This is a genomic window from Variovorax monticola (assembly GCF_051216855.1).
In the GTDB taxonomy this organism is placed as follows: Bacteria; Pseudomonadota; Gammaproteobacteria; order Burkholderiales; family Burkholderiaceae_C; genus Variovorax.
Window position 1 is genome coordinate 581,974 of sequence record NZ_JBPJZP010000004.1, and the last position, 21,401, is coordinate 603,374.

Below are 21,401 nucleotides of genomic sequence, written 5' to 3' on the forward strand. Positions count from 1 at the left end.
TGCTGCCCCGCGCGTCATTCGCGCTCCGGGTTCTTGAAAACAAAAAACTTGAATGCGAGAAACAGGTAGCCGGCGACGATCAGGATCGCCGCTCCCTGAACCCATTGATGCGGGTAGCCCAGCTTGCCGACAAAGACCAGAAGCAGCGACAGATTCAGGCAGTAGCCCACCGCATGCGCAAGCACATAGCGCATGCCGCTCGCCAGAACACCGCCCCGGTGCGCGAACGTCAGGCGCTTGTTGCCCCAAAACCCCAGGATCGCGCCGATCACATAGAAGAAGCTCATGGTGGCCGCTGGCGGCGCCCCCAGATGCGTCACGAGCAAATAGACAAGGAAGCCCGCAATGTTCGTGGCCAACCCCAGCAAGCCGTAGCGCAACAACTGCCCCGCCGATGTTCGGATCGCGGCCCACCGAAATTCATTCACGGCCTGCAACCGCAAGACCGAAGCCGCTGCGGCCATATCCATTGCCGTTGTAGAGCATGTAGCGCAGCCCGTCATGCTCGAACACGAAGGGATATTCGATCATTTCGCAATCCCAGCCGTCGCTCGAAACGTCGATGCCCGTGTCCGCAAGCCGAAGCTCCCAACCGCCGCCCGCCGGGCAGAAGGCATACCCGATGCGATACGTCTGGCCGACCTTGCCGCGATAAGAAAACCACATGTGCAGCCCTTGCGCATCGCGGACCACGGTCGGCCTCGAGTAGGCCTGCGCCACGCCGATCTCAAAAGGCACCGCCAGCCCATCCTTTTTCCAGCGCTCGCCATCGGCCGAACTGGCATGTTGAATGACGTGAAGCATCTCGCCATTGCCAGCGTCCCAGTTCAGGGTAGAGCCGTACCACATGTCGAAACGCGCATCCTGGCCGGCTTGCATCACCCACGGGTAGGAGAGGCTCAGCGGATCGGTCGCGTCGGACGCCAGCAAAGGCGCCGCATCGACCATCGTCAGGGCGAGGTCTTCGCCGACCTGCAACCGCCCGATATCGCCGCGCCAATGAGCGTCCGACGGGTTTTGCCAGCCCATGAAAAGCATGTGCTTGCGGCCAGCGGTGTCGTAGCAGTTGCCAACGCTGACACCGTCCGCATAGAAACTTCCCGCAGGCCCGTGTTCGAAAAACGGTTCCTCGTGCTCTTTCACCACCCGGCGCTGGACGATGTCGACATCCACCGCGCCCACAGAGGAACGCTGGAGCGCATCGCGGCCGCTGAAATAGACACGGTAGACATCTCCCTCCATGTGCACCGGCAGCGGATTGGCTGCGTGCGAAAGGAGCTTGGGATGGCGCCGGTCGCCGGACGGGCAGTAGAGCAGGCCGAGCTTTTGCCAGTGATGCGTCATATACCCCGCAGCCTCGTGCTGGGCACCTTCGAGCGCTCGGTCGCCGCGCCGATGTACACGCCCTCCGGCTCCGCGTCGGCCAGCAGCAGCGCGCCGGCGCCGATCACGCAACGCGCACCGACCTTGACGTGATCGCGCAGCGTCGCATTCACGCCGATGAAGCACTGCTCAGCGATCTCGACGCCGCCCGACACCACCACATGGGAAGCGATGAAGCAGTGATCGCCGATCACCGAGTGGTGGCCGATGTGATTGCCGCTCCACAGCGTCACGTTGTTGCCAACCGTGACGAAGGGCTGGATCGTGTTGTCCTCGAAGATGAAGCAGTTCTCGCCGATACGGCCCTCATTGAGCACCGTCGCGCGTGAACTGATGAAGCTCGCCAACGGATATCCGAGCGCCTTGACCGCCAGGTACTTCTCTTTTCGCACTGCGTTGAGCTTCGAGTAGCTGAGCGCCACGAACACGTCGACATCGCCCGGCGAATGACGCTCGGTCAGTTCTTCGAACGGGACGACCGGGAGGCCGCAAAACTCCGGCCCGGGCACGAAGGCCGCGTCGACGGTGAAAGCCACGACCTCATACCCGGAGTCCGAGCTGAAGTAGTAGTGCGCGAGCTGCCCGATATCGCCGCAACCGAAGATGACGAGCTTCTTCGTTTTTTTCATGGTGTCTTCCGCACGATCATCGTGAATTCGTACAGGCCGTAGTCGTGCATCAATGCGACGTTGCGCGAATACCGGCGCTTGCACAGGTCGAACAATGCAAGCGGATCTGCGTAGTAGAGATCGGCGCGCATCCTGTCCTTGTCCGAATAGGAAGTCAGGCAGTTGAATGCGAAGCCCTTGGCGCTCGATCGATCCAGCGTATCGAGCATCGCTTCCGCATAAGCCTGCCACTCGGCATCGGACCGGCCCATTCGCACGTTGAAAATGCCGCTGGCCACGCTGTAGTCGGCCACCCGGTCGGCTTCGCTTGCGACGACAAAGCGCGCGTTCGGCTTGCCCTGGTGCCGCTGCTCGGCCGCACGCACCATGGCTTCGGACACATCGATGCCTGTGTACTCGAACGCCTTGTAACGGGGCGCCAGAAAGTCGCACAGGGCGCCGTATCCGCAGCCCAGATCGTTGAGAGAAAACGACCCCTCTGCGGCGATGACCTTGCACAGTTGTTCGAAGCGAAGCACCTGGCCTTCTTCACCGTTCCAGTCAACACCACGCGGGCTTTCACCGTGCTCGGCCAGCTTGCCGGTGTAATAGTCGGCGACTTCGGAGAGCAGAGCTTGGCGGGAGTCGGACGTCATTTGTCTTGCGCCCGTGTTACAGGGCTGGCTTCGAAGTAAAGCACCAGCGCGCGTTCGGAGCGGGCGAAGAGCTTTTGGATGAGAAAGGCCGGGAACATGGTGACGGGGTTCAGCACCACGCCGAGCAACGAGGGAAAGTGCGTCTTGAACGCGACCTGTCGGCGACCCGACGCCTTGGTGCGGTCGACCAGCGAGAGATTCAGCTTGGCGCGCTCCGCCCTGTTGACCAGGTAGTTGGACACAGGCAAAAGAAAATTGGAAATCGGAAAGGTGAGGCCCGCAACATGCTTGAGCTTCCAGCCGCTCTCGGAAACCAGTTCCTTGATGGCCGTGCGGGTGTAGCGCCGGCAATGTCCCGCAATGTCATCCTCGATGCCCCAGTGCGCCGGCGATCCCGGCACGATGCCGATCATTGCGCCCTGCGGCTGGAGCACCTGCAGGGCCTTGTGCATGAACGCGTGCTGCCCCTGATCGTCCATGTGTTCCATCACCATGCATGAAATGACGAGGTCGGCCTTTCCGACCTGGTCCGCCGGAGCCTGCAGGAAGTCATGGTTGACGGGCATGAAACGCCCGCCTGATATCTCCGAAGAAAAGCGTTGCTTCAGGCTGTCGATCGTGCGGCTCTCGAGGTCGTACGACGAACCCGTCCATCCATGATCGAGCAACAGCCGCGTGATCTCGCCGCTGCCAGGGCCGATCTCGATGAATCGACCTGCCGGAACACTGCGCAAGCGTTCTTTCAGATACATCAATTGCAAAAGTGTTCCGGGAGGCAAGACGGCCATTTTCATAGCCCTCCGACAAGAAATTGGATCATGATTTTTTGGACTCGCGGCTGGAGAGATAGGCACTCACCGAGGCGGGCTCCACGTAGCCGAACCCGAGAATGTCCCGTGCCTCGGCAGACAGGTTCGCTCCGTCGATGTTCGACGGGAGATTGATCTGCTGCTTGAAATACGGAATGTTGAAGACGTGATTCACAGCCCGGCGCGCAACATTCGTCTTGTTGAAGCCACCCGCGTGAAACATCATGCAGTCGAGCAGGATGAACGAGCCCGCCTTGGCCTCGATCTGCGCGGCATTGCTCTCCACATGGGAGCGAGAAGGAAAGGGCTCTGCCTTATGCGACGCGGGAAGCACGAATGTGGCGCCGTTGTCGAAGGTGAAGTCGTCGACACAGAAGAGCGCATTGATCGCCAATGGCCTCGACGAAACGAAGTGCTGGTAAGGCAGGTCGCGGTGCCATGCGCTCTGGTTGTAGCCCTCTTGCGGAGGGTTCACGATACCGTTCTGCTGGTTGAGGATGAACTTCCCCTGTATCAGCTGCTTCAACACCGCCATGAGATTCGGGTTGAGCGCGAGTTCGAGAAAGGTCTTCTTTCCTGCGGGCTGGGTCAGCAACGACCGGACGGTGTAGAACTCGTCCAGGCTACGCAGCCGAGCCTCTCCGTGCGTTTCGATGTAAGCCTTGCGCGTGCTCTCGAACGCGTCGGAAATACCCCTGAGTTCTGCCGGCGCATAGCCCGCATCGAGCAGCGCATACCCGAGGTGGCGAACCTGCTCGGCCGCCTGGTCCACAGGGGCGCCTTCCGGTGTGCGGTCCAACAGCCCGTAAGAAGCAGAAGGGATGAAACGATCGACGTTGCTCATATCTGCTTGCCTGCCCTGTCGGGGTGAGCGAAGACCTGCCGCACGATCGTGTAGGGCCGGCGCTTCACTTCGGAGAATATCTTCGCGATGTAGATGCCCTGCACCCCAAGGAAGAAAACGATGAGGCCCGAAAACAGCCAGATCGATGCAACGATCGAGGTGTAGCCGCTGGGCGGCGCAGCGCCGAAGACAAAGCGCAACAACAGATAGACGATGAAGAGCAGCGCCGAAGCAGAAATCAGCAACCCCGAATAGAACGTGAAGACCAGCGGCAGGCTGCTGAACGACGTGATCGCGTTGACGAGGTGGCTGAACTTGCGCGACAGCGAGTAGGTCGTCGGGCTGGTCGCGTGCTTGCGAACCACCTGCTGCGACTGCCGGAAACCGGTGATCACCCACAGGCCCCCGATGTTCAGCTCGCGCTCTTCGTGCATCAGCAGTCCGTCGACATAGCGGCGCGTCATCAACCGCGCCGTGACGATGTTGCTCGGCTGCACGATGCCGGTCAGCGTGCGAAAAAGCTTGTAGAACAGCGTGCCGGTCATCTGCTCGACGAATCCGCCGCGGCGCTCGGCCTGCACGCCATAGACCACGTCGGACGCGTCGGCCTCCATCTGGTCCGCGAACGAGGTCAGCCATTCCGGCTCTTCCTCGAGATCGCTGTCGATCAGGAACACGCGCTCGCCGCGTGCCGCGGACAAGCCGGTCATCATGGCCTTGTGGTGCCCGAAGTTGCGCGACAGGTCGACCACCACCACGTGGCTGTCGCGCTGCGTGAGTTGCACCGCGACATTGAGGCTGTTGTCCGGCGAACCGTCGTTCACGAGCACGATCTCGTAGTCGTCGCCGGCGAGTTGCGTCGCGGCCGCTCCCGCGCGGCGGCAGAACTCGTCGATGTAGGCCGCGGATTGGTACAGGGTTGCAACGATCGAGAGCTTCATAGGCCGGCATGTCTCATGAAGCGACCCGCATCCTTGCCGCAGTTGAACAGCAGATCGAGCACGGTCACGCCGTGCGCGAACTCGCCCCACAGTTGGGGGTACTCGGGATAGCCGGCGTAGTCGAACCAGGTGAGTTGGATGCCGCTGCGCTCGAAGACGCTTTCGTCTACGTAGTCGCGGGCGGACGGGCCCGATACGTACTCGGTGCCGCCGGCCTGCGCGCACAGGTCGGCCAGGCGTTCGGTCTTGCCTTCGACCAGCGTGTAGTCGCGCGAATCGCCGATGACCGTGTCGATCTGCATATACGCGCAAACCGCTTCGATGAACCGGCGATTGAGCTCCGACAGGTGGGTGTACGAAGCGGCCAGGTAGAGAGGTTCGAGCCAGGCGGCGATCTCGGCGAAGTGCGGCGCGCGCGCGTAATTCTGCGCGAGCGCCTTCCAGTGCGTAACGGCCCAGTCGCCGCCGTCGATCTCGGTGTCCCTGATCTTCTGGTCGTACTTGCCCTTGACGCGCACCGGCACCGTGAGCCACTGCACGCCCTGCGGCGTCTTGATCTGGTTGCGGTTGCGCCAGTCGCGGCGTGTGTACTGCATGTCGTCGTACAGGATGAACTCATCGACTGAGCCGATCAGGTCGAAGTAGCCTTTCCACGGGATGTAGTTCGACTGCAGGATCGCTACTTTTTTCAATGCTCTGGCCCTTCTGCGTTGTTGCCCCGACACGGGGCCGCACGTCGGAAGATTCAGCCCCGAAGTTCCCCCAGGGATTATCGGACACAATTTGGAGACAATTTAAACCTCGGGAGGCGCCTCGCCTCCACGCGGTTCCACGACCCAGCCAGCCGCCACAGATGCACGCGTCCATTCCTTCCGCCAAAGCCCGGCTGCTCCCGATCTTCGCCATCTCCGTCTTGACGGTGCTCGCCCTTTTTCTCTGGGAAGGCGCCAAGGGGCTGAACCTCTGGGACGAAGGTTTCTTCTGGTACGGCGTGCAGCGCGTCATGCATGGCGAAGTTCCGCTACGCGATTTCCAGGCCTATGACCCGTTCCGCTACTACTGGTCCGCCGCGCTGATGGGACTCTGGGGCGGCGACACGGGCATGCTCGGGTTGCGCGCCTCGGGCGCCGTGCTGCAGGTGGCAGGGCTCTTCTGCGGCTTGCTGGTCATTGCCGCCGGTGCCCGGCAGGACCGAAATCGCCTGTATCTCGCCATCGCATCCATCACCCTGGCCGTCTGGATGATTCCGCACTTCAAGATGGCGGACATGTGCGCGTCGATCCTGCTGATCGGCGCACTGACGATGCTGATCGAAGCACCCACCGCGCGCCGCTACCTTCTGGCGGGCGTGTGTGTGGGCTTTTCGGCCTTCATGGGACGCAACCACGGCATGTACGGGCTGGCCGCGGCGGGCGCGGCCATCCTTTGGCTGAATCTCCATCGCACGCAGGGCCCCGCGTTCGTGCGCGCAGCGCTGCTGTTCGCGGCCGGCGTCGCGCTCGGGTTTTTGCCCGTTGTCGCGATGCTGCTGCTGATTCCCGGATTCGCGTCGGCGTATTGGGAGGGCATTCGCTTTCTGTTCGAAATCAAGGCGACCAACATCGGCCTGCCCGTGCCCTGGCCTTGGCGCGCCGACTTTTCAGGGCCGCTGGTGGCCATCGTGCGCGACGTGATGCTCGGCGTGTTCTTCCTCGGGACGCTCGTGTTCGGCGTCGTTTCGCTGATCTGGGTGGTCTGGAAGCGCTGGCAGCGCAAGCCAGTGGTGTCTGCGTTCGCGGCATCCGCGTTCCTTGCACTGCCCTATGCGCACTACGCCTTCTCGCGCGCGGACTTCTATCACCTGGCTTTCGGGATTTTTCCGATGCTTGTCGGCTGCCTCGCGCTCGCGCTTGCACGGCCGTGCACAAGAACCCGCTGGGGGGTCGCGGGCGCGCTGTTCGCGGCCAGTGTCCTGACGATGTACGGCTATCACGCAGGCTGGCAATGCCGCTCGAGCGAGCGCTGCGTGGACGTCGAGGTGTCAGCCAGCCACATGCGCGTGGACCCGGCCACTGCAAAGGAATTGGACGCCTTCCGCCGGATTGCCAAACAGTACGCGGTGGGGGGCCGAAACTTCGTCGCTGCGCCGCTATGGCCGGGGGCCTACGCGCTGCTGGACCAGAAATCGCCGGTGTGGGAGATCTATGCGCTGTTCCCCCGCCCCGCCGCGTTCGAGGAGATGGAGATCGCGCGAATCAAGGCCGCCGATCCGGGCTTTGCGCTGATCTACGACCTGGCACTCGATGGCGACGAACAGTCGCGCTTCAAGAACTCGCATCCGCTGACCTACAGGTACTTTTCCGACAACTTCCAGCGCGTGCCCAATCCGCTGAAGCCCGAACTCGAGCTCTTCGTCGCCAAGGGCAACCCCGGGCTCGCCAGCAAGCCCGAATTCCTGCAGAAAAGTGCCGAGGAGCTCGCCAAGCTGGCCGCCGGCGCTGCAAAGATGCGCGTCCTGAACTGGGGACCGCGCTCGGCACCTGCCGGCACGGTGCCGAACGCGCAGCCGGACGGCAGCGCCGGTATCTGGGTGCAGGTCGCCGACGCGGGCGACATCGGTGACGTCCGGATGACGCTGGACGGCAAACCCGCGTCATCGACCGGCGTCTCCCCGGCCGCCATCACGGCAGCCTTTGCACCGGCGCTTTTCAGCGCTGAAGGCGACCATGAAATCGCCATCGAGCAGCTGTTCACGGGCACCGTGATCAAGGTCGGCAGCTACTCGGTGACGCCGAAATAGCGCTTGCCGGGCCTGCTGCACAATCGAGCGCGCTTTTTCCAGCCACACAACAGCCAGAAACCCATGATCTTCGACGCCGTCCAGCCCAACCTGGCCATGTTCATCCGCCCGCTTCGCCTGGTCTCCAGCGGCTGGACCGGGCATGTGCCCTTCGGCGCATGGCTCACCGCCGTGCAGCAGCCTCGCATCCTGGTCGAGTTGGGTTCGCACTTCGGCATGTCGTACGCGGCCTTCTGCCAGACCGTGCAGAACGAGGGCCTCAACACCAAGTGCTACGCGGTCGACACCTGGCAGGGCGACGAGCACGCGGGCTTCTATGGCGACAGCGTCTACAACGATCTGGCTGCGTTCAACGACAAGCATTTCGCGGGCTTCTCGCGCCTCATGCGCATGACCTTCGACGAGGCCACGACCTACTTCGAGGACGGCTCGGTCGACCTGCTGCACATCGACGGGCTCCATACCTACGAAGCCGTGAAGCATGACTTCGAGAGCTGGCTGCCCAAGCTGTCGGACCGCGCCATCGTGCTGTTCCACGACACCAACGTGCGCGAGCGCGACTTCGGCGTCTGGCAATACTGGGCCGAGGTCACGAAGCAATATCCCGGCTTCGAGTTCGACCACTCGGCGGGCCTGGGCGTGCTGGCCGTCGGCCCCAACCAGCCGTCGGAAGTGCGCAAGCTGCTTGACCTGCCCAAGGACCAGGCCGGCGCCAAAGCGGTCAAGGAAGTCTTCTCCAGTCTGGGCGAATCCACGCTGCGCCGCTGGGAACTCGAGAGCACGCGCCAGGAACTGGCTTCCAAGGCATCGGACGTCGAGCGCGTGCTCACCCAACTGACCAATGTCGGCCAGGAACTGAGCACGCTGCAGAAGGACCACCGTCACGCGGCCAGCGTGCTTTCGGAGCGCGACGTGCTGTTGAAGGAAAGCCAGCAGCGGGTCGCCGCGCTGGCCCAGGTCGAAGAGGCCCATCGCCAGATGACCGGCTCGCTGTCATGGCGCATCACCAAGCCGCTGCGCGCCGCGCGCCGCATGTTCAAGGGCTAGAACGCAAAGTGACTTTCAGCTCGCCCGGCTTCCTGTTCGGCTTCATGCCGATCGTGTTCCTGCTGTATTTCGTTCTTCCCGCACGCTCGCGCAACGCGTTCCTGATGCTGGCGAGCTTCGCGTTCTATTTCGTGGACGCCGGGCTGGTGTCGGTGGTGCTGCTGGGGTCGGTGGTCCTCAACGCGATCATCGGCAACGCGCTGTACCGCATGCCGGCCGATGGCCGCGCCCGCGCCTTGCTGGCCGTGGGCGTGGTCGTCAATCTGGTACCGCTGATTTACTACAAGTACTGGAACTTCATGCAGCGCGCGGCACTGGACGCGGCCGCCGCGCTCCAGATGCCCGCGTCATGGACGCTCAGCGACATCGCGCTGCCAGCGGGCATTTCGTTTTTCACGTTCCAGGGGATTTCATACATCGTCGACATCTACCGGCGCGACGCGCCGCCCGCGCCCACGCTGGTCGACTTCGGCATGTACCACACGCTGTTCCCCCAGCTCATCGCCGGGCCGATCGTGCGCTACAGCGAGCTGGTGAGCCGCATCCAGCACCGCCCCGTTCGCCTGGAGGACGTGCATGCCGGGCTGCTGCGCTTCTGCCTCGGCCTGGCCAAGAAGATCGTCATTGCGGACAACGTGGGCGTGGTCGCCGACCGCATGTTCGGGCTGCCGGCCGACCAGCTCGGCACCGCCGCCGCCTGGATCGGCATCCTGGCGTACACGCTGCAGATCCTGTTCGACTTTTCGGGCTACTCCGACATGGCGATCGGCATGGGCCGGATGCTGGGGTTCAAGTTTCCGGAAAACTTCAACCAGCCCTATCGGTCGCACAGCATCACCGAGTTCTGGCGGCGCTGGCACATGACGCTGTCGCGCTGGTTCCGCGACTACCTGTACATCCCGCTGGGCGGCAACCGCGCGGGGCCGGTGCGCACGTACCTCAACCTGCTCATCGTGTTCGTGCTGTGCGGCCTGTGGCATGGAGCGGCCTACACCTTCTTGCTGTGGGGGCTGTTCCACGGCGTGCTGCTGGTCATCGAGCGGCTGGCGCTGAACCGGTTCGGCTGGACGCCTCGCGGCTTCAGCGGCTGGCTGACCACGCTGCTGCTGGTGATGGTCGGCTGGGTGCTGTTCAGGGCGCCGTCGGCCGGCGTGGCAGGGCACTACCTGATGGCCATGGCGGGCGTGACGGGGGGCGAGACGCCCGCGGCCGCATGGTCTGTGTTGACATCCGACAAGCTGCTGTTTCTGGTGATCGGCAGCGTGGCGGTGCTGGTGCCCGAAAACTGGCGGCTCGCCGCCTGGCAACGCGCAGGCGACTCGATCGCCGCGCCTGTGCTCTCGCTGGGTGCTCTAGTGCTCTTCGCCTACTCGGCCATGCTGATCGCAGCCAACGGATTCAATCCGTTCATCTATTTCCGCTTCTGAGATGCGCTCCACTGCCACCCGCCGGATCTTCATCGCGGCCTTCCTCGTCCTGACGCTGCTGCCGGGCCTGCAGATGGCCACGCGATGGCTGCCGGAGATGACCATCGACGAGCAGCGCACGCTGGCGGCGCCGCCGAGCATGGCGTACCCCGACCGCTACCTGCAGCAGGCCAACAGCTGGTTCTCGGACCACTTCGGGTTTCGGGCGCTGCTGATCCGGCTCAAGGCCACGGTCGACTACCGCCTGTTCCGCGTGTCCGACAAGGTTCACGTGGGCCGGGACGGCTACCTGTTCTACCGCAGTACGCTCGACGTCGAGAAGCCGGCCGTCGACGCCTACCTCGGCACGCACGAGGCCGCCGTGGTCGAAGGCGTGCGGCGCTATGCCGAAGCCCTGCAGCAAAAGGGCATCGGCATGGTGATGGTCGTCAACCTGCTGGGCGACAGGTTCCTGCCCGACAAGTTGCCGGCCTCGGTTGCCGAGCGGCCACCGCTGCGGCGCATCGACAGCCTGCTCGACAAGCTGAAACACGTGCCCAACGTGACCTTCATCGACAGCACGTCCATCCTGAAGGAAGTCGAGAAAACGCGGCCGATCTTCCATCGCACCGACTTCCACTGGAACGACCCCGCGGCCTACCCGGTGGCCAAGGGCGTCGTGGACGCGATGAGCCATGCCGAAGGCATTTCGGCCAGCGCGTGGACGCATCCGCTGCGCTACGAAACGCAGTCCTACAGCGGCGGCATCGCGCGCTTCATGCCGCTGCTGCGTTCGCCAAGCGAAAAATCCATTTTCGTGATGCCATCATGGCAGTGGCCTGGCGGGTTCACCAGCGTGACGGGCCCGGCGCCTTACACCGACGTGAGCCACGTTGCTCCGGGCAGCAAGGCGTTGTTGCACCCGGTGCTGTTCGTGGGCGACAGCTACATGGACGCCTGGATGCGCAACGGCATGGCGGCGTATTTCGAGTCGTCTTACCGCCTGCGCTGGGGCACGGGCTTGCGCCTGTCGGCGATCACTGCGGCCATACCTTCAGATGCCCGTTGGGTCACGGTGCAGTTCATCGAAGTGCAGCAGCCTGCGCTGTTGGCTTTCGCGGACGAGGCAGACGTCACGCGTGCGATCAAGCTGCTGGACCAGCGCTCGGCCCCCTGAGTCGCAAGGTCAAGTGTTCGAGCGCGTGAACGCGGCAACGCGCCCGCTGAGCGCAGCCCAAGTCGTGAACTGACGCCGCTCATAGTAAAGCGCCCCCTCATGCGGCCTCGAAGCCAGCCGCTCGGGAGCCACAGGCTGCATCGCATCCCGCCCGCCGAACACGTAGTGCAGCAGCACGAACGGAAACAGGCCGATCCAGGTCTTGCGCTGCGTCGGGTAGCTGAGGCAATGGCGCATGAACGCGATGCGGTGTCCCCAGGGCACCGCTATGGGCTCCACCGGCCCGTTCATGGGCAGCGGCCGCAACACGTTGAACAACTGCCCTGGACGCTTGTAGCCGTTGTACAGCGGCGATTGCCTTGCCAGGTGCAGCAGCCCCGCCTGCAGCGCGACGGTGACGCCCACGGCATGCAATGAATCGTGGTCGGGATGACCGCCCTCCCAGGCTGGCAGGTACAGCCCGCGCAGCGACGAGCAGGCGTCGATCCAGCCGCGCAACCAGGCCGCGGCATCGTCGAGGCGGTGCATCAACGCACCGTCGTCGATCTGCAGTTGCTGCCCCGCGAAGATCACGTCGCCCGCCCCGACGCCGAGCTTTTCCAGCACGGCGAGCGACTCGCGATTGCGCGCCTCGGGGGACGCACCGCCCACGGTGCCCGTGGTCATGAACGCGCAAACCACCCGCGCGCCGGCGGCCCGTTCATCGAGGATCTTCTGGAACACACCGAACTCGTCGTCCTGGTGCGCAAAGAGAAAAAGTGCGGTGCCTGCGGTCATGCCACGACGGTTCGCGTTCAAGACTTGGCGCGTACGCGCTTGAGCCGGTGCGACTGCGCGATTTCGGTCACAAACTTGATCTTGGCAGGGATCATGAACGGCTGAAGCCGCTCCTTGCCCAGCTTGCGGATGCCGCTGCGCGCCGCCGCCTCGTCGAAGCCCTCGCGCAGGATGACCTGAGCGCAGACGATCTTGCCCAGCAGCGGGTTGGGCTCGCCGTACACCACGGCATCGGCCACTTCGGGGCAATCGAGCAGCACGGCCTCGACTTCGGCCGGGTACACCTTCTGGCCGCCGACATTGATGATGTCGGACTGCCGCCCCAGCACGCGGATCCATTCGCCGTCGGTTTCGACCAGGTCGCCCGTCATGAGGAAGCCGTCTTCCGTGAACGGGCTCGGCGCATTGATGTAGCCCAGCATGGCCGAATCGGCGCGGATCTGCAGCATGCCGTCGACCACGCGCACGCTGTAGCCTTCGCCGCCGAGCTTGACCCACAGCGAATCGGGCGAGCGCGACTTGGCGCGCAGCACGCCGAGTTCGATCATTCCGTAGGTCTGGCGCAGCTCGATGCCGGGGAACACCTTGCGCAGGTTCCTCAGCGTCGTCTCGGGCATCGGCTCGGCGCCGTAGGTGATGAGCTTCAACGAACCGAGGTCGTGCCCCAGGTAGGCCTTGCTGATCAACAGCATGCTCAGGAAACTCGGCGTGGCGGGCAGCAGCTCGATGCGGTGCGCCGCCACCAGGGCGCACACCTGCTCGGGCGAGCGGCCGGCCGGCACGACGATGAGGCACAGGTTCGACAGGCAATGCAGCAGCGTGTTGAGGCCGCCCCAGTGGTCGAACAACAGGAAGTTCAGCGTGATCATCGCGGGGCGAACCGCGTGAAACTTCTCCATGAGCTTGGAGAAATCGTGCACCACGGCTTTCGGCTTGCCCGACGAGCCGGAGGTGAAGAGCACCAGGCCGGGCGCGGCGCGCTCGATCACGATCTTGTACAGCTCGGGCAACGGACCCGCGGCGAGCTTCTCGAAGCTGGCCTCGGTCTTCGACACGTCGATCAGCCATTCGGGCGCCACGTCGCCGATCGACGCGCCGAGGCTGTCGCAGGCCTCGGGCGTCAGCGGAATGATGATGCAGCAACGCTCGATGAGCGCGAGCAGCATGCTCACGGCCAGCGCCGAGTAGTCGCCGCGCAGGATCACCGGCACGCCGGGCTGCACGCCGGCGGCTTCGAGCGCTTGCTGCTGCTGCGCAATGGCGGCGGACAGTTCGCCATAGTTGACGGAAGCGCCACGGAACACCACCGCGGGGGCCTCTGGCTTCGACGCGAATCGGTCGAGAAGAAATTGGATCTGGCTCACGGTCTGGCCTTCAAACTTGAATGAGAACGGTGGCCCAGGACAAACCCACGCCGAAGCCGCAAAGAACGATGGTCTGGCCTTCGGCAACGACACCCTTGTCGATGAGCTTGGCCAGCACCACGGGAATGGAGGCCGAGACGAGATTGCCCGTGTCCTCCATGTCGACGACCATCTTCTGCTCGGGTATCTGCAGCGCACGCGAGATGCCGTCGAGCGCCAGCCGGCTGGCCTGGTGAAACACGAACAGCGAGATGTCGGAAACGGCGAGCGCATGCTTGCCGAGCATGTCGCGCACCGCCGTCGGCACGGCGTTGTTGAAGAAGCTCAGCAGGCCGATGCCGTCCATGCGGATGTGATCGTCGCTGTGAATGCGGCCGCTTCGGTCGGGTTCGGCCGGCGCACCGCCGGCGGTCGACGCATGGCGGGCGCCGCCGTTCTTCACGATGAAGCGCTCGGCGTTCTTTCCGGACGTGCCGAAGCTTGCGTCGATTACACGCAGCTTCGGCTGCTGTGCGGAAACGACCGTGGCTGCGGCGCCGTCGCCGAACAACGGCCGGATCGACCGGTCCAGCGGATGCACCAGGCGCGAATAGGTATCCGCGGTAACCACCAGCACCCGGCGTGCGGTGCCGCTGATCACGAGGCTGCGCGCGATGCCCAGCGCGTAGACGAATCCCGAGCAGGCATGCGTGATGTCGAAGGCCATGACCGAGGGCAGCATGCCGAGCCTGCCGTGCAGCAGCACCGAGTTCGGCGGCAGCACATGGTCGGGCGTCTGCGTGCAGAAGATCAGGGCGTCGATGTCGCCCGCGCCGATGTCGAGGCGCCGGAACACGTCGGCGCTCGCCTGCATCGCGAGGTCGAGCGCCGTTTCTCCTTCGGCTGCGATCGGCCTGGAGGACACACCGGTTCTCTCGATGGTCTTGGACATGTCCCAGTGCGGGTTCTCGGCCTGCAACTGGGCGTTGGTCACCGTCAGGGCGCCAAGGCTGTAGCCGATGCCCTCGATGCCGACACCGGCGTTATTTGTCATCGAACTTGCTCCAGAACTCGCCCAGGGCGAACGGCTTGCCGTGGCCCGGATGCACGAGATAACCAGCGTCCAGCTGGCGCAGGCTTTCCAGCGTTTGTGCCAGCTTTTTCTTGTCGCCGCCGGGCAGGTCGGTCCTGCCGGGGGCTCCCGGCAGCAGCGTGTCGCCGCTGAACAGGTTGTTGCCAACGATCAGGCAGGTGCTTCCGGGCGTGTGGCCCGGCGTGCGCACGATGCGCACGACGAACCCGTCGAGCACCAGTTCGTCGCCCTCCAATTCGGCCAGATTGCGGTCGAACTCCGGCACCTTGATGCTGGTCTTGCTCTCGAACAGGATCTTGTAGATGTTGGCCTGCTTCATCAGCTTGGCATCGTCACCGTGCAGGTAGAACGGAATGCCGAACTTTTCCTGCACCGCGGCCACCGCGCCGATGTGATCGTAGTGCGCGTGCGTGTTGACGATGGCCACCGGCGTCACGCCGAGCGTGTCGATGAGCGCGAGCAAGCCTTCGGCGTCGCTGCCCGGGTCGACGATCAGCGCCTTGCGTTGCGCGTTGCCGACCACATAGCAGTTCTGCCGCCATTTGCCGTTGGTGAAAGTCCAGACGCTGTCCGCGTCGGTGCCGCTGTGGGCGTGACTGGTGCTGGCGGTCATCACAGCCCCCCGAAATAAAGGGTCTGGCACGTCATGTTGCGCGCCAGCGGGGAAGCGAAGAAATTCACCGCGTGAAGAATCTCGTCCACCTCGAGCACCTTCGGCTTCAGCATGTTCGACTGCTTGGCGGACACGGCCTTTTCGCCGAGCGCCTCCAGCATGCCGGAGTTGTTGACCAGCGACAGGCCCAGCGTGTTGATGGTGATGTCCGTGTTGCCGCACTCCCTGGCGAGCACGTTCGAGAAAGCCTCCACCCCCGCCTTGCTGGCGTTGTAGAGGGAGCTGCCGGCACTGCCCAGCGGAACGTTGATGGACGAGAAGTTCACGATGCGGCCGTACTTCTGGCGCTGCATCAGTTTGAGCGCTTCCCGGGAAACAAAAAAGGTCCCGAGCAGGTTGGTGCGGATGATGGCCTCGGCATTGGCGGCCCGCGTCAGGATGCCCAGGCTGGCCTGCGAAACGCCCGCGTTGTTGACCAGCAGCGTCAACGGCACCTTGAGCGCCGCGATGTCCTTGAACATGGCGACGACGCCCGGCTCGTCGCTGATGTCGACGACGAAGTGCGTGTAGTTCGGGTGCTCGATGTCGGACGACTGCCGCGAGCAACCCGACACGATGGCACCGGCCGCGAGAAGCCGCTCGACCAGCCCACGGCCCAGGCCCCTGCTGGCACCGGTGATCAGAATGCGGCCGTCCTGCATGTTCAAGCCAGCAGGTGGGTCACGTGCTGCAGCAGCGTGCCGACGGTGGCGAAGGGGCTCTGCTCGGTTTCGAAGGCGGTGTCGTCCACCACCGTGATGGCCTTGCCGGTCTTCTCTTCGATGATCCGCTCGACGGCCAGCAGCAGGCGCACCAGCGCGAGCGAGTCGACGTTGCTGCCTTCGCTGAGCAGCGCGGTGTGCGGCTCGTTCGCGATCTGCGCATCGGCGTCCTGGTCCGCGTTCACTTCGAGGATCGCCTCGTCGACGATCTGTTTTGCCAAGTCACTCATGATGTTCCTTCCAGTTTAAAAATAGTCCAGGTCTGCCAGCGAAAAGAACAGATCCGCTCGCGCCATGGCGCCGCGCCTGCCCTCGACGGCATGAACGAATATCGGTGTCGGATGCGGCAGGTGGCGGTCGGGGATGCCGATGAACGGAAAGCCACGCATCCACTTCAAGGCCGGGTTGTGCAGGTTCGCAAGGGTGAACACCGCGTCGCAACCGGCGTCGGCCGCCACGCGCGCCGCCATCAGCTTCAGGTGCGCCGATTCTCCGCCCGACAGCGGCCGCGACAACACCGAGTCCATGATGACCATGATCTTCAGCCCGGCCAGTTCGACCTGCTTGAACGCCAGATAGCCCAGGCACTCCTGCTTTTTCCAGAGCCACTTCACATCGCCGCGGAACAAGGTGCCTTTGGAAAACCGCCAGTCGACGAATGCATCGTCGCGCGCGAGGTGAGGGCCGGCATAGTCCCGAAAGCGCCGGAACACCTCGGCCCTTTCGGCTTCTTGAGGGGCCATGCCGAACGCCAGGCCTGTGCCCCACGCGCCTGCACCCGCGGCCGCGCGGATCAGCAACCGCCAGGGTGACGCCAGGAAATTGCCGAACGCGATGAGCGCACGGTTCGACACGAAGCGCCCGATCGCACCGGCAACGCCGATCGGCAAGCCCGCGGCCTGCAAGGAAAACGCGACCGGGAACTTGAACAGCTTGCGATAGAAGATGTCGCTCACCTCGTTCGAGGTGTGAAACACGACGTCGATGCCTTCGGGCGCACGCACCGCGCGGGTCATCGAGATCATGGTGGCCGCGTTGCGCTCTTCGGGCTTCACCACGAGGTCGGTGACGGTGGCCCCTGCGCACGACTCCGCCGCGCCCAGCGACACGCGCCGCGGCTGCAGGAACGAACGCCCGACCAGTTCACCTTGCGGGTTTCGGGCGCTGATGCTCGTGGAGACGCCGCCCGGGTTGCCCAGGTGCTTCCAGCGAAGGTGCTCGCGGTCGGTGACTTCGGGGGTCGAATACACCGCGGCGCCAACGGCGATCTGTTCGTCGAGTCCGTCCGCCTGCAGCGCCTCCAGTCGAATCTTGTTCATCGGAATTGCGACGCCTGCACTCAGATTTTCTTGTCGATCGAAAGAACGACGAGGCCCACCACGACCAGCGCCAGCCCCAGCCAATAGCTCCCGCTGGGCATGTTGCGCTGAATGATCGCTTGGAAAATGGCGGTGAAGAAAATGGCAGTCGAAGAAATGGGGTAGGCGTATTTCACGTCGAAACGCGACAGGATATAAACCCAGAAGATCATGGCAAAGCCATAGATGAAAATTCCGAGCCAAAGCCATTTGCTGGTGAGCAAGGCATTGATCGACAAGCCTCCCAGCGCAAAAACTTCCTTCGATGCCTGGGACAGCACCAACTGCCCCGAGCCCATGATCATTGCAAACAGCAATGTCAGCATGACATTAATCATTTGACCGCTTCGTCCATTGTTGGAGTAGATATGTTCCGGTGAATCGGTCACAGGACGCGTCGTGAAATCTTCTTGTGCAGGGGCGTGCGCGGAACCGCGGCAATGTCCTGGCCAAAGAATGAAAGAATCAATTGAATTCCCATCAGGATGGGAAGCGCCGCGAGCATCACCGTGCCCGACGATGTTTCAACGCCGGCGCGCATGGAATTGATCCAGTGGTAAATACCGAATACGCCACCACCAAAAAACAGCAAAAGGCCGACCGGCAATTCCAGCGAGCCGAGTGACATGTCGCGCAGGTAGTAGTTGTAGCCAATTCGCTTCATGAAATTTCTCGCGTGCTTGAAAAGAAATTCAGTCACGATCTTCGAAATTTTCAGATTGCTGACTTCGTCGCCGTACTGTGCCTCCATCGGCACGTCCATGACCACCGCGCGCAGCGTGTTGAGCCGAAACAGCACATCGGTTTCAAAGAAATAGCGACGGCTCAGCTTTTCCATGGGCAGGTGTTCGGCCACCCGCGCATGAATGGCCGTGTAACCGTTGGTCGGGTCAAACAGGTCCCAATAGCCGGACGAAAGCTTGGTCATCAGCGAAAGAACCGCGTTGCCGATGAGGCGAACCTTGGGCATGGCGCGGACCTTTTCCAGGTCGAAGAACCGGTTCCCCTTGGTGTAGTCGGCCTCGCCCGAAAGAATGGGGTCTACAAAGTTGGGAATGAGCGTCGGGTCCATCTGGCCGTCGCCGTCGATTTTCACGATGACCTGGGCGCCGTCCTTGATGGCCTCGCGGTAGCCGGTCATGACCGCACCGCCGACGCCCTGGTTGACCTCATGAAAAACGATGGTGATTCGCGGATCGGTGCAATTCGCCTTGACGAAGTTGCCCGACTGGTCGGGACAGGCATCGTCCACCACGTAGATTTTCCAGACGTACGAAGGGATCGATGCAATCAGCGGCGCGATGTGCCGGGTGACCTTGTAGGACGGGATCACGACCGCGATCCGGGCGCTCGACATCTGCGTTTCGTAGCTGGTGGAGGTCATTGTTTGAAAGATACTTCACTGAAGGTGACGGGGACGGCGGTCTGGCCCGAGGCATAGACGACGGCAGTGGCTGCTTTTCGGGGCGCCCTGACTTCCATGGAATAGGTCGTGGCCTCGGCGGTGCATTCGAACACCTGGATGTTCGTTGCGATGAACCGGCCCTTGGCATCCATCCAGTTCACCTGCAGGCGACCCTGGGTCGGTTGCGTGTCGCAGACGCTCTTCGCGCTGTTCTTGTAGCGGCGTCCGGCGACCACGGGAACCTGCTGCGTCGCCACGGCCGTCACGTTGACCGAGATGCGGCCCGCGCGCCTGTCCAAATTGCCAGGTGGCAGGTACCAGCCGTCGTCCGCGGCGAATTCGGGGTTGCGCAGCAGTTCCTGCGCGAACCGATATTGATCCTTGACGCGCCGCACGGCAATGGGCACGAACGCAGCCACCGGGTCGCTCGAGTCCTCGATCAGTTTTCTCAGCACGGGCGTGCCCCAGCCGCTGTCGAGAACGAGGTAGTCGCCGCCCGCCAGCACCAGCGCCCTGGCCATCGCGTCGGTCGAATCGGCAGCGGTCACGGCGCGCTCGAAATTCGGGTTGTACCAACTGGGGTACAGCGCATCGGCATGAAGGCCGGCACCCAGCGGCGAGGAGAACACCGCCACTGGCGAGTCGTCGAGGTTGAGCTTGTTCACCACGTCGACCGCGCTGCGAATGGGCAGCCGCTCGCGCAGGAAGGCTTCCCTGCCGGTCTGGCTGAGCAGCGGCTGCGCCACGATGTCGCCGTAGTGGGTTGCCGATTTCAGGAAGACGAGGTTCAGCAGCACGACGACGGCGCCGGCGATCCAGAGCGCCCGCTTGCCGGTCGGCGAGGTGTTTTCCGGCTGCGAGAACGCGGCGGCGATCAACGCGACCATCAACACGAAGGCCGGGAAGATGTAGCGAAGGTAGGCGATGGACTGGAACGTCACCACCGCCGAAGCCGCACCCACGAAGAGAATCGCCAGCGCGCGCTGCTTTCCTTTGCGAGCCACCAGCACGACCGCGGGCAGCAGGAGCAGCACCCACTGGAAACCGCTCGCGCCCGGCCAGCTTTCCAGAAAGGTTTCGGTGTGGAAGGTCGCCTGGTAGAGCGTGTCCCACTTGAAGCCCTTGGTCCAGCGGGAGTCCTGGAAGTTGGCCAGAGGCCAGAGCTTCGAACGGAAGATCTCGTTGAAATAGGGGAACAACGGATTTTTGGTGAGCACCCATGCGGTGAGGTAGGGAACGCAGCCTACCAGCGCGAACAGCCCAAGTGCACGCGCGAAGCGCCCCGCCGATGCCTTGATGGCCCACACGCGAAAACGCACCAGGAACACGATGAACAACCCGGGAAGGATCGCCAGCGTGATCGCTTTCGCGGCCAGTGCGCCGCCGAGCAGGATGGCGGCCGAGCGGATGTCGGCGGGCCGCTGCCCGTCGCGCTGCAGCGCCCTGAAAAGCGACAGCGCGCCGGCGACCGCGAAGGCCGCCCAGACGGATTCGATGTAGAGGCTGCTGCTTTCGAGCAGCGCCAGCGGCGTGGTGAGCAACAGCAGCGCGCCCCACTTCGCACCGGCCCGGCTGCCGCCGGCCCACAGCACGAGTTCGCGCACCAGGCAGCAGGTGGCCAGCACGAAGCCGACATTGACCAGGCGAGCGCCTGTTTCGCCCGCCAGCATGTAGCCCAGCGAGAACAGCCAGTCGCCCATCATCGGCATCACCGCCCACGCATACAGGCTGACGTCGAAGCCCCAGGCGTGGCGCGCCGCGAGGTGCGCGGGAATGAACAGGTGCGAGGCCAGGGCGTCGTGCCCGGTTTCCGGCATCAACGCCACGATGAAGTGAGCCAGCGCCACGCCGACGATCAGCAGGTCCAGCCAGGACGTCGACTTGCTGCGGGCGAAGGTCTTCATCGACAGCAGCGCCGTGCGAACCTGCCGCCAGCCGAAAACGATCGGCAAGGCCAGCGCGATGGCGTACAAGCCCGGGTAGTTGATGGGCCAGTGCGCGGCAAGGCCGATCAGCGACCCATACACGACAGCGCCCACGAGCACCGAGATCAGGGCCGAGGGCGCTTCGCTGCGCTTGCTCCACACCGTCAGCACCGTCGAGCCCACCACGTGGCTCGCGAGCGCGATCCACGCCACGACCAGCAAGGCGCCCGCCGCGCCCGTGGCCAATGCAATGGCGGCTGCCACGGCCGCGCCGGCCGCCAGCCGATGGATGCCGAGCCAGCGCGAACAGATTTCGGCGACGAACATGCCGCTCGCCATCACCACGGCGTATGGCTTGAGCGCGTCCCACCGGAGGGCGGCGATCGAATGCCAACTCAGCTGGTGCAAGCCTGTCGCCGTTGCCACGCCGCCCAGGAGGAGCAGGGCAAGCACGGTGGTCCATCTGAAATTCATTG

The 21,401-nt window shown here is 63.7% G+C and carries 22 protein-coding genes; 4 read left to right on the plus strand and 18 right to left on the minus strand.

The window, feature by feature from the left end:
• Window positions 1–14: 14 nt before the first annotated feature.
• The 8 genes from ACSFA5_RS17280 to ACSFA5_RS17315 are packed head-to-tail and all read right to left on the minus strand — an operon-like array spanning window position 15 to window position 5,933.
• Window positions 15–470 (minus strand): GtrA family protein, encoded by a 456-nt coding sequence (locus tag ACSFA5_RS17280; RefSeq protein WP_435445267.1) that lies wholly within the window; start codon window positions 468–470, stop codon window positions 15–17.
• Window positions 421–1,344: a hypothetical protein gene (locus ACSFA5_RS17285; protein WP_435445268.1), complete on the minus strand. Its 924-nt coding sequence runs from the start codon at window positions 1,342–1,344 to the stop codon at window positions 421–423. The genes ACSFA5_RS17280 and ACSFA5_RS17285 overlap by 50 nt, the downstream gene beginning before the upstream one ends.
• A complete protein-coding gene (locus ACSFA5_RS17290; RefSeq protein ID WP_435445269.1) occupies window positions 1,341–2,012 on the minus strand; it encodes an acetyltransferase in 672 nt (223 codons plus the stop codon). The genes ACSFA5_RS17285 and ACSFA5_RS17290 overlap by 4 nt, the downstream gene beginning before the upstream one ends.
• Complete coding sequence (locus ACSFA5_RS17295) at window positions 2,009–2,647, minus strand: class I SAM-dependent methyltransferase (protein WP_435445270.1); 639 nt, start codon at window positions 2,645–2,647, stop codon at window positions 2,009–2,011. The genes ACSFA5_RS17290 and ACSFA5_RS17295 overlap by 4 nt, the downstream gene beginning before the upstream one ends.
• Window positions 2,644–3,441, minus strand: a complete 798-nt coding sequence (locus ACSFA5_RS17300) for a class I SAM-dependent methyltransferase (protein ID WP_435445271.1) — start codon at window positions 3,439–3,441, stop codon at window positions 2,644–2,646. The genes ACSFA5_RS17295 and ACSFA5_RS17300 overlap by 4 nt, the downstream gene beginning before the upstream one ends.
• 22 nt (window positions 3,442–3,463) lie before the next feature.
• Complete coding sequence (locus ACSFA5_RS17305) at window positions 3,464–4,300, minus strand: phytanoyl-CoA dioxygenase family protein (protein ID WP_435445272.1); 837 nt, start codon at window positions 4,298–4,300, stop codon at window positions 3,464–3,466.
• On the minus strand, window positions 4,297–5,241 hold the full coding sequence (locus tag ACSFA5_RS17310) for a glycosyltransferase family 2 protein (RefSeq protein ID WP_435445273.1): 945 nt from the start codon (window positions 5,239–5,241) through the stop codon (window positions 4,297–4,299). The genes ACSFA5_RS17305 and ACSFA5_RS17310 overlap by 4 nt, the downstream gene beginning before the upstream one ends.
• The gene (locus tag ACSFA5_RS17315) at window positions 5,238–5,933 is read right to left on the minus strand and encodes a WbqC family protein (RefSeq protein WP_435445274.1); all 696 of its coding nucleotides are present in this window, start codon (window positions 5,931–5,933) and stop codon (window positions 5,238–5,240) included. The genes ACSFA5_RS17310 and ACSFA5_RS17315 overlap by 4 nt, the downstream gene beginning before the upstream one ends.
• Between ACSFA5_RS17315 and ACSFA5_RS17320 the strand changes: the two genes are divergently transcribed.
• From ACSFA5_RS17320 to ACSFA5_RS17335, 4 genes are all read left to right on the plus strand, one after another.
• A complete protein-coding gene (locus ACSFA5_RS17320; protein WP_435445275.1) occupies window positions 5,933–8,020 on the plus strand; it encodes a hypothetical protein in 2,088 nt (695 codons plus the stop codon). The two genes, ACSFA5_RS17315 and ACSFA5_RS17320, sit on opposite strands and share 1 nt — an antisense overlap.
• 63 nt (window positions 8,021–8,083) lie before the next feature.
• Window positions 8,084–9,067, plus strand: a complete 984-nt coding sequence (locus tag ACSFA5_RS17325; protein WP_435445276.1) for a class I SAM-dependent methyltransferase — start codon at window positions 8,084–8,086, stop codon at window positions 9,065–9,067.
• Between the two features lie 8 nt (window positions 9,068–9,075).
• A complete protein-coding gene (locus ACSFA5_RS17330; RefSeq protein WP_435445277.1) occupies window positions 9,076–10,494 on the plus strand; it encodes an MBOAT family O-acyltransferase in 1,419 nt (472 codons plus the stop codon).
• A 1-nt stretch (window position 10,495) separates the two neighbouring features.
• Entirely contained in the window at window positions 10,496–11,650 is a 1,155-nt protein-coding gene (locus ACSFA5_RS17335; protein ID WP_435445278.1) for an alginate O-acetyltransferase AlgX-related protein, read from the plus strand.
• A 9-nt stretch (window positions 11,651–11,659) separates the two neighbouring features.
• Here the strand turns inward: ACSFA5_RS17335 and ACSFA5_RS17340 are convergent, their stop codons facing one another.
• From ACSFA5_RS17340 to ACSFA5_RS17385, 10 genes are read right to left on the minus strand one after another with little or no spacing between them, the layout of a single operon-like run.
• The gene (locus ACSFA5_RS17340; RefSeq protein WP_435445279.1) at window positions 11,660–12,427 is read right to left on the minus strand and encodes a PIG-L deacetylase family protein; all 768 of its coding nucleotides are present in this window, start codon (window positions 12,425–12,427) and stop codon (window positions 11,660–11,662) included.
• 17 nt (window positions 12,428–12,444) lie between these two features.
• Window positions 12,445–13,791, minus strand: a complete 1,347-nt coding sequence (locus ACSFA5_RS17345; RefSeq protein ID WP_435445280.1) for an ANL family adenylate-forming protein — start codon at window positions 13,789–13,791, stop codon at window positions 12,445–12,447.
• 10 nt (window positions 13,792–13,801) lie between these two features.
• Window positions 13,802–14,824, minus strand: a complete 1,023-nt coding sequence (locus tag ACSFA5_RS17350) for a 3-oxoacyl-ACP synthase III family protein (RefSeq protein WP_435445281.1) — start codon at window positions 14,822–14,824, stop codon at window positions 13,802–13,804.
• Window positions 14,814–15,476: an MBL fold metallo-hydrolase gene (locus ACSFA5_RS17355; protein WP_435445282.1), complete on the minus strand. Its 663-nt coding sequence runs from the start codon at window positions 15,474–15,476 to the stop codon at window positions 14,814–14,816. The genes ACSFA5_RS17350 and ACSFA5_RS17355 overlap by 11 nt, the downstream gene beginning before the upstream one ends.
• Window positions 15,476–16,177 (minus strand): SDR family NAD(P)-dependent oxidoreductase, encoded by a 702-nt coding sequence (locus ACSFA5_RS17360; RefSeq protein WP_435445364.1) that lies wholly within the window; start codon window positions 16,175–16,177, stop codon window positions 15,476–15,478. Before ACSFA5_RS17360 ends, ACSFA5_RS17355 begins: the two co-directional genes overlap by 1 nt.
• A gap of 2 nt (window positions 16,178–16,179) precedes the next feature.
• Window positions 16,180–16,467: a hypothetical protein gene (locus tag ACSFA5_RS17365; protein WP_126469368.1), complete on the minus strand. Its 288-nt coding sequence runs from the start codon at window positions 16,465–16,467 to the stop codon at window positions 16,180–16,182.
• Window positions 16,468–16,482: 15 nt separating this feature from the next.
• Entirely contained in the window at window positions 16,483–17,640 is a 1,158-nt protein-coding gene (locus ACSFA5_RS17370; RefSeq protein ID WP_435445283.1) for a hypothetical protein, read from the minus strand.
• Window positions 17,577–17,921: a hypothetical protein gene (locus ACSFA5_RS17375; RefSeq protein ID WP_435445284.1), complete on the minus strand. Its 345-nt coding sequence runs from the start codon at window positions 17,919–17,921 to the stop codon at window positions 17,577–17,579. Before ACSFA5_RS17375 ends, ACSFA5_RS17370 begins: the two co-directional genes overlap by 64 nt.
• Window positions 17,922–17,980: 59 nt before the next feature.
• Complete coding sequence (locus ACSFA5_RS17380) at window positions 17,981–18,979, minus strand: glycosyltransferase family 2 protein (RefSeq protein ID WP_435445285.1); 999 nt, start codon at window positions 18,977–18,979, stop codon at window positions 17,981–17,983.
• The gene (locus ACSFA5_RS17385) at window positions 18,976–21,399 is read right to left on the minus strand and encodes a hypothetical protein (protein WP_435445286.1); all 2,424 of its coding nucleotides are present in this window, start codon (window positions 21,397–21,399) and stop codon (window positions 18,976–18,978) included. Before ACSFA5_RS17385 ends, ACSFA5_RS17380 begins: the two co-directional genes overlap by 4 nt.
• Window positions 21,400–21,401: the final 2 nt, after the last annotated feature.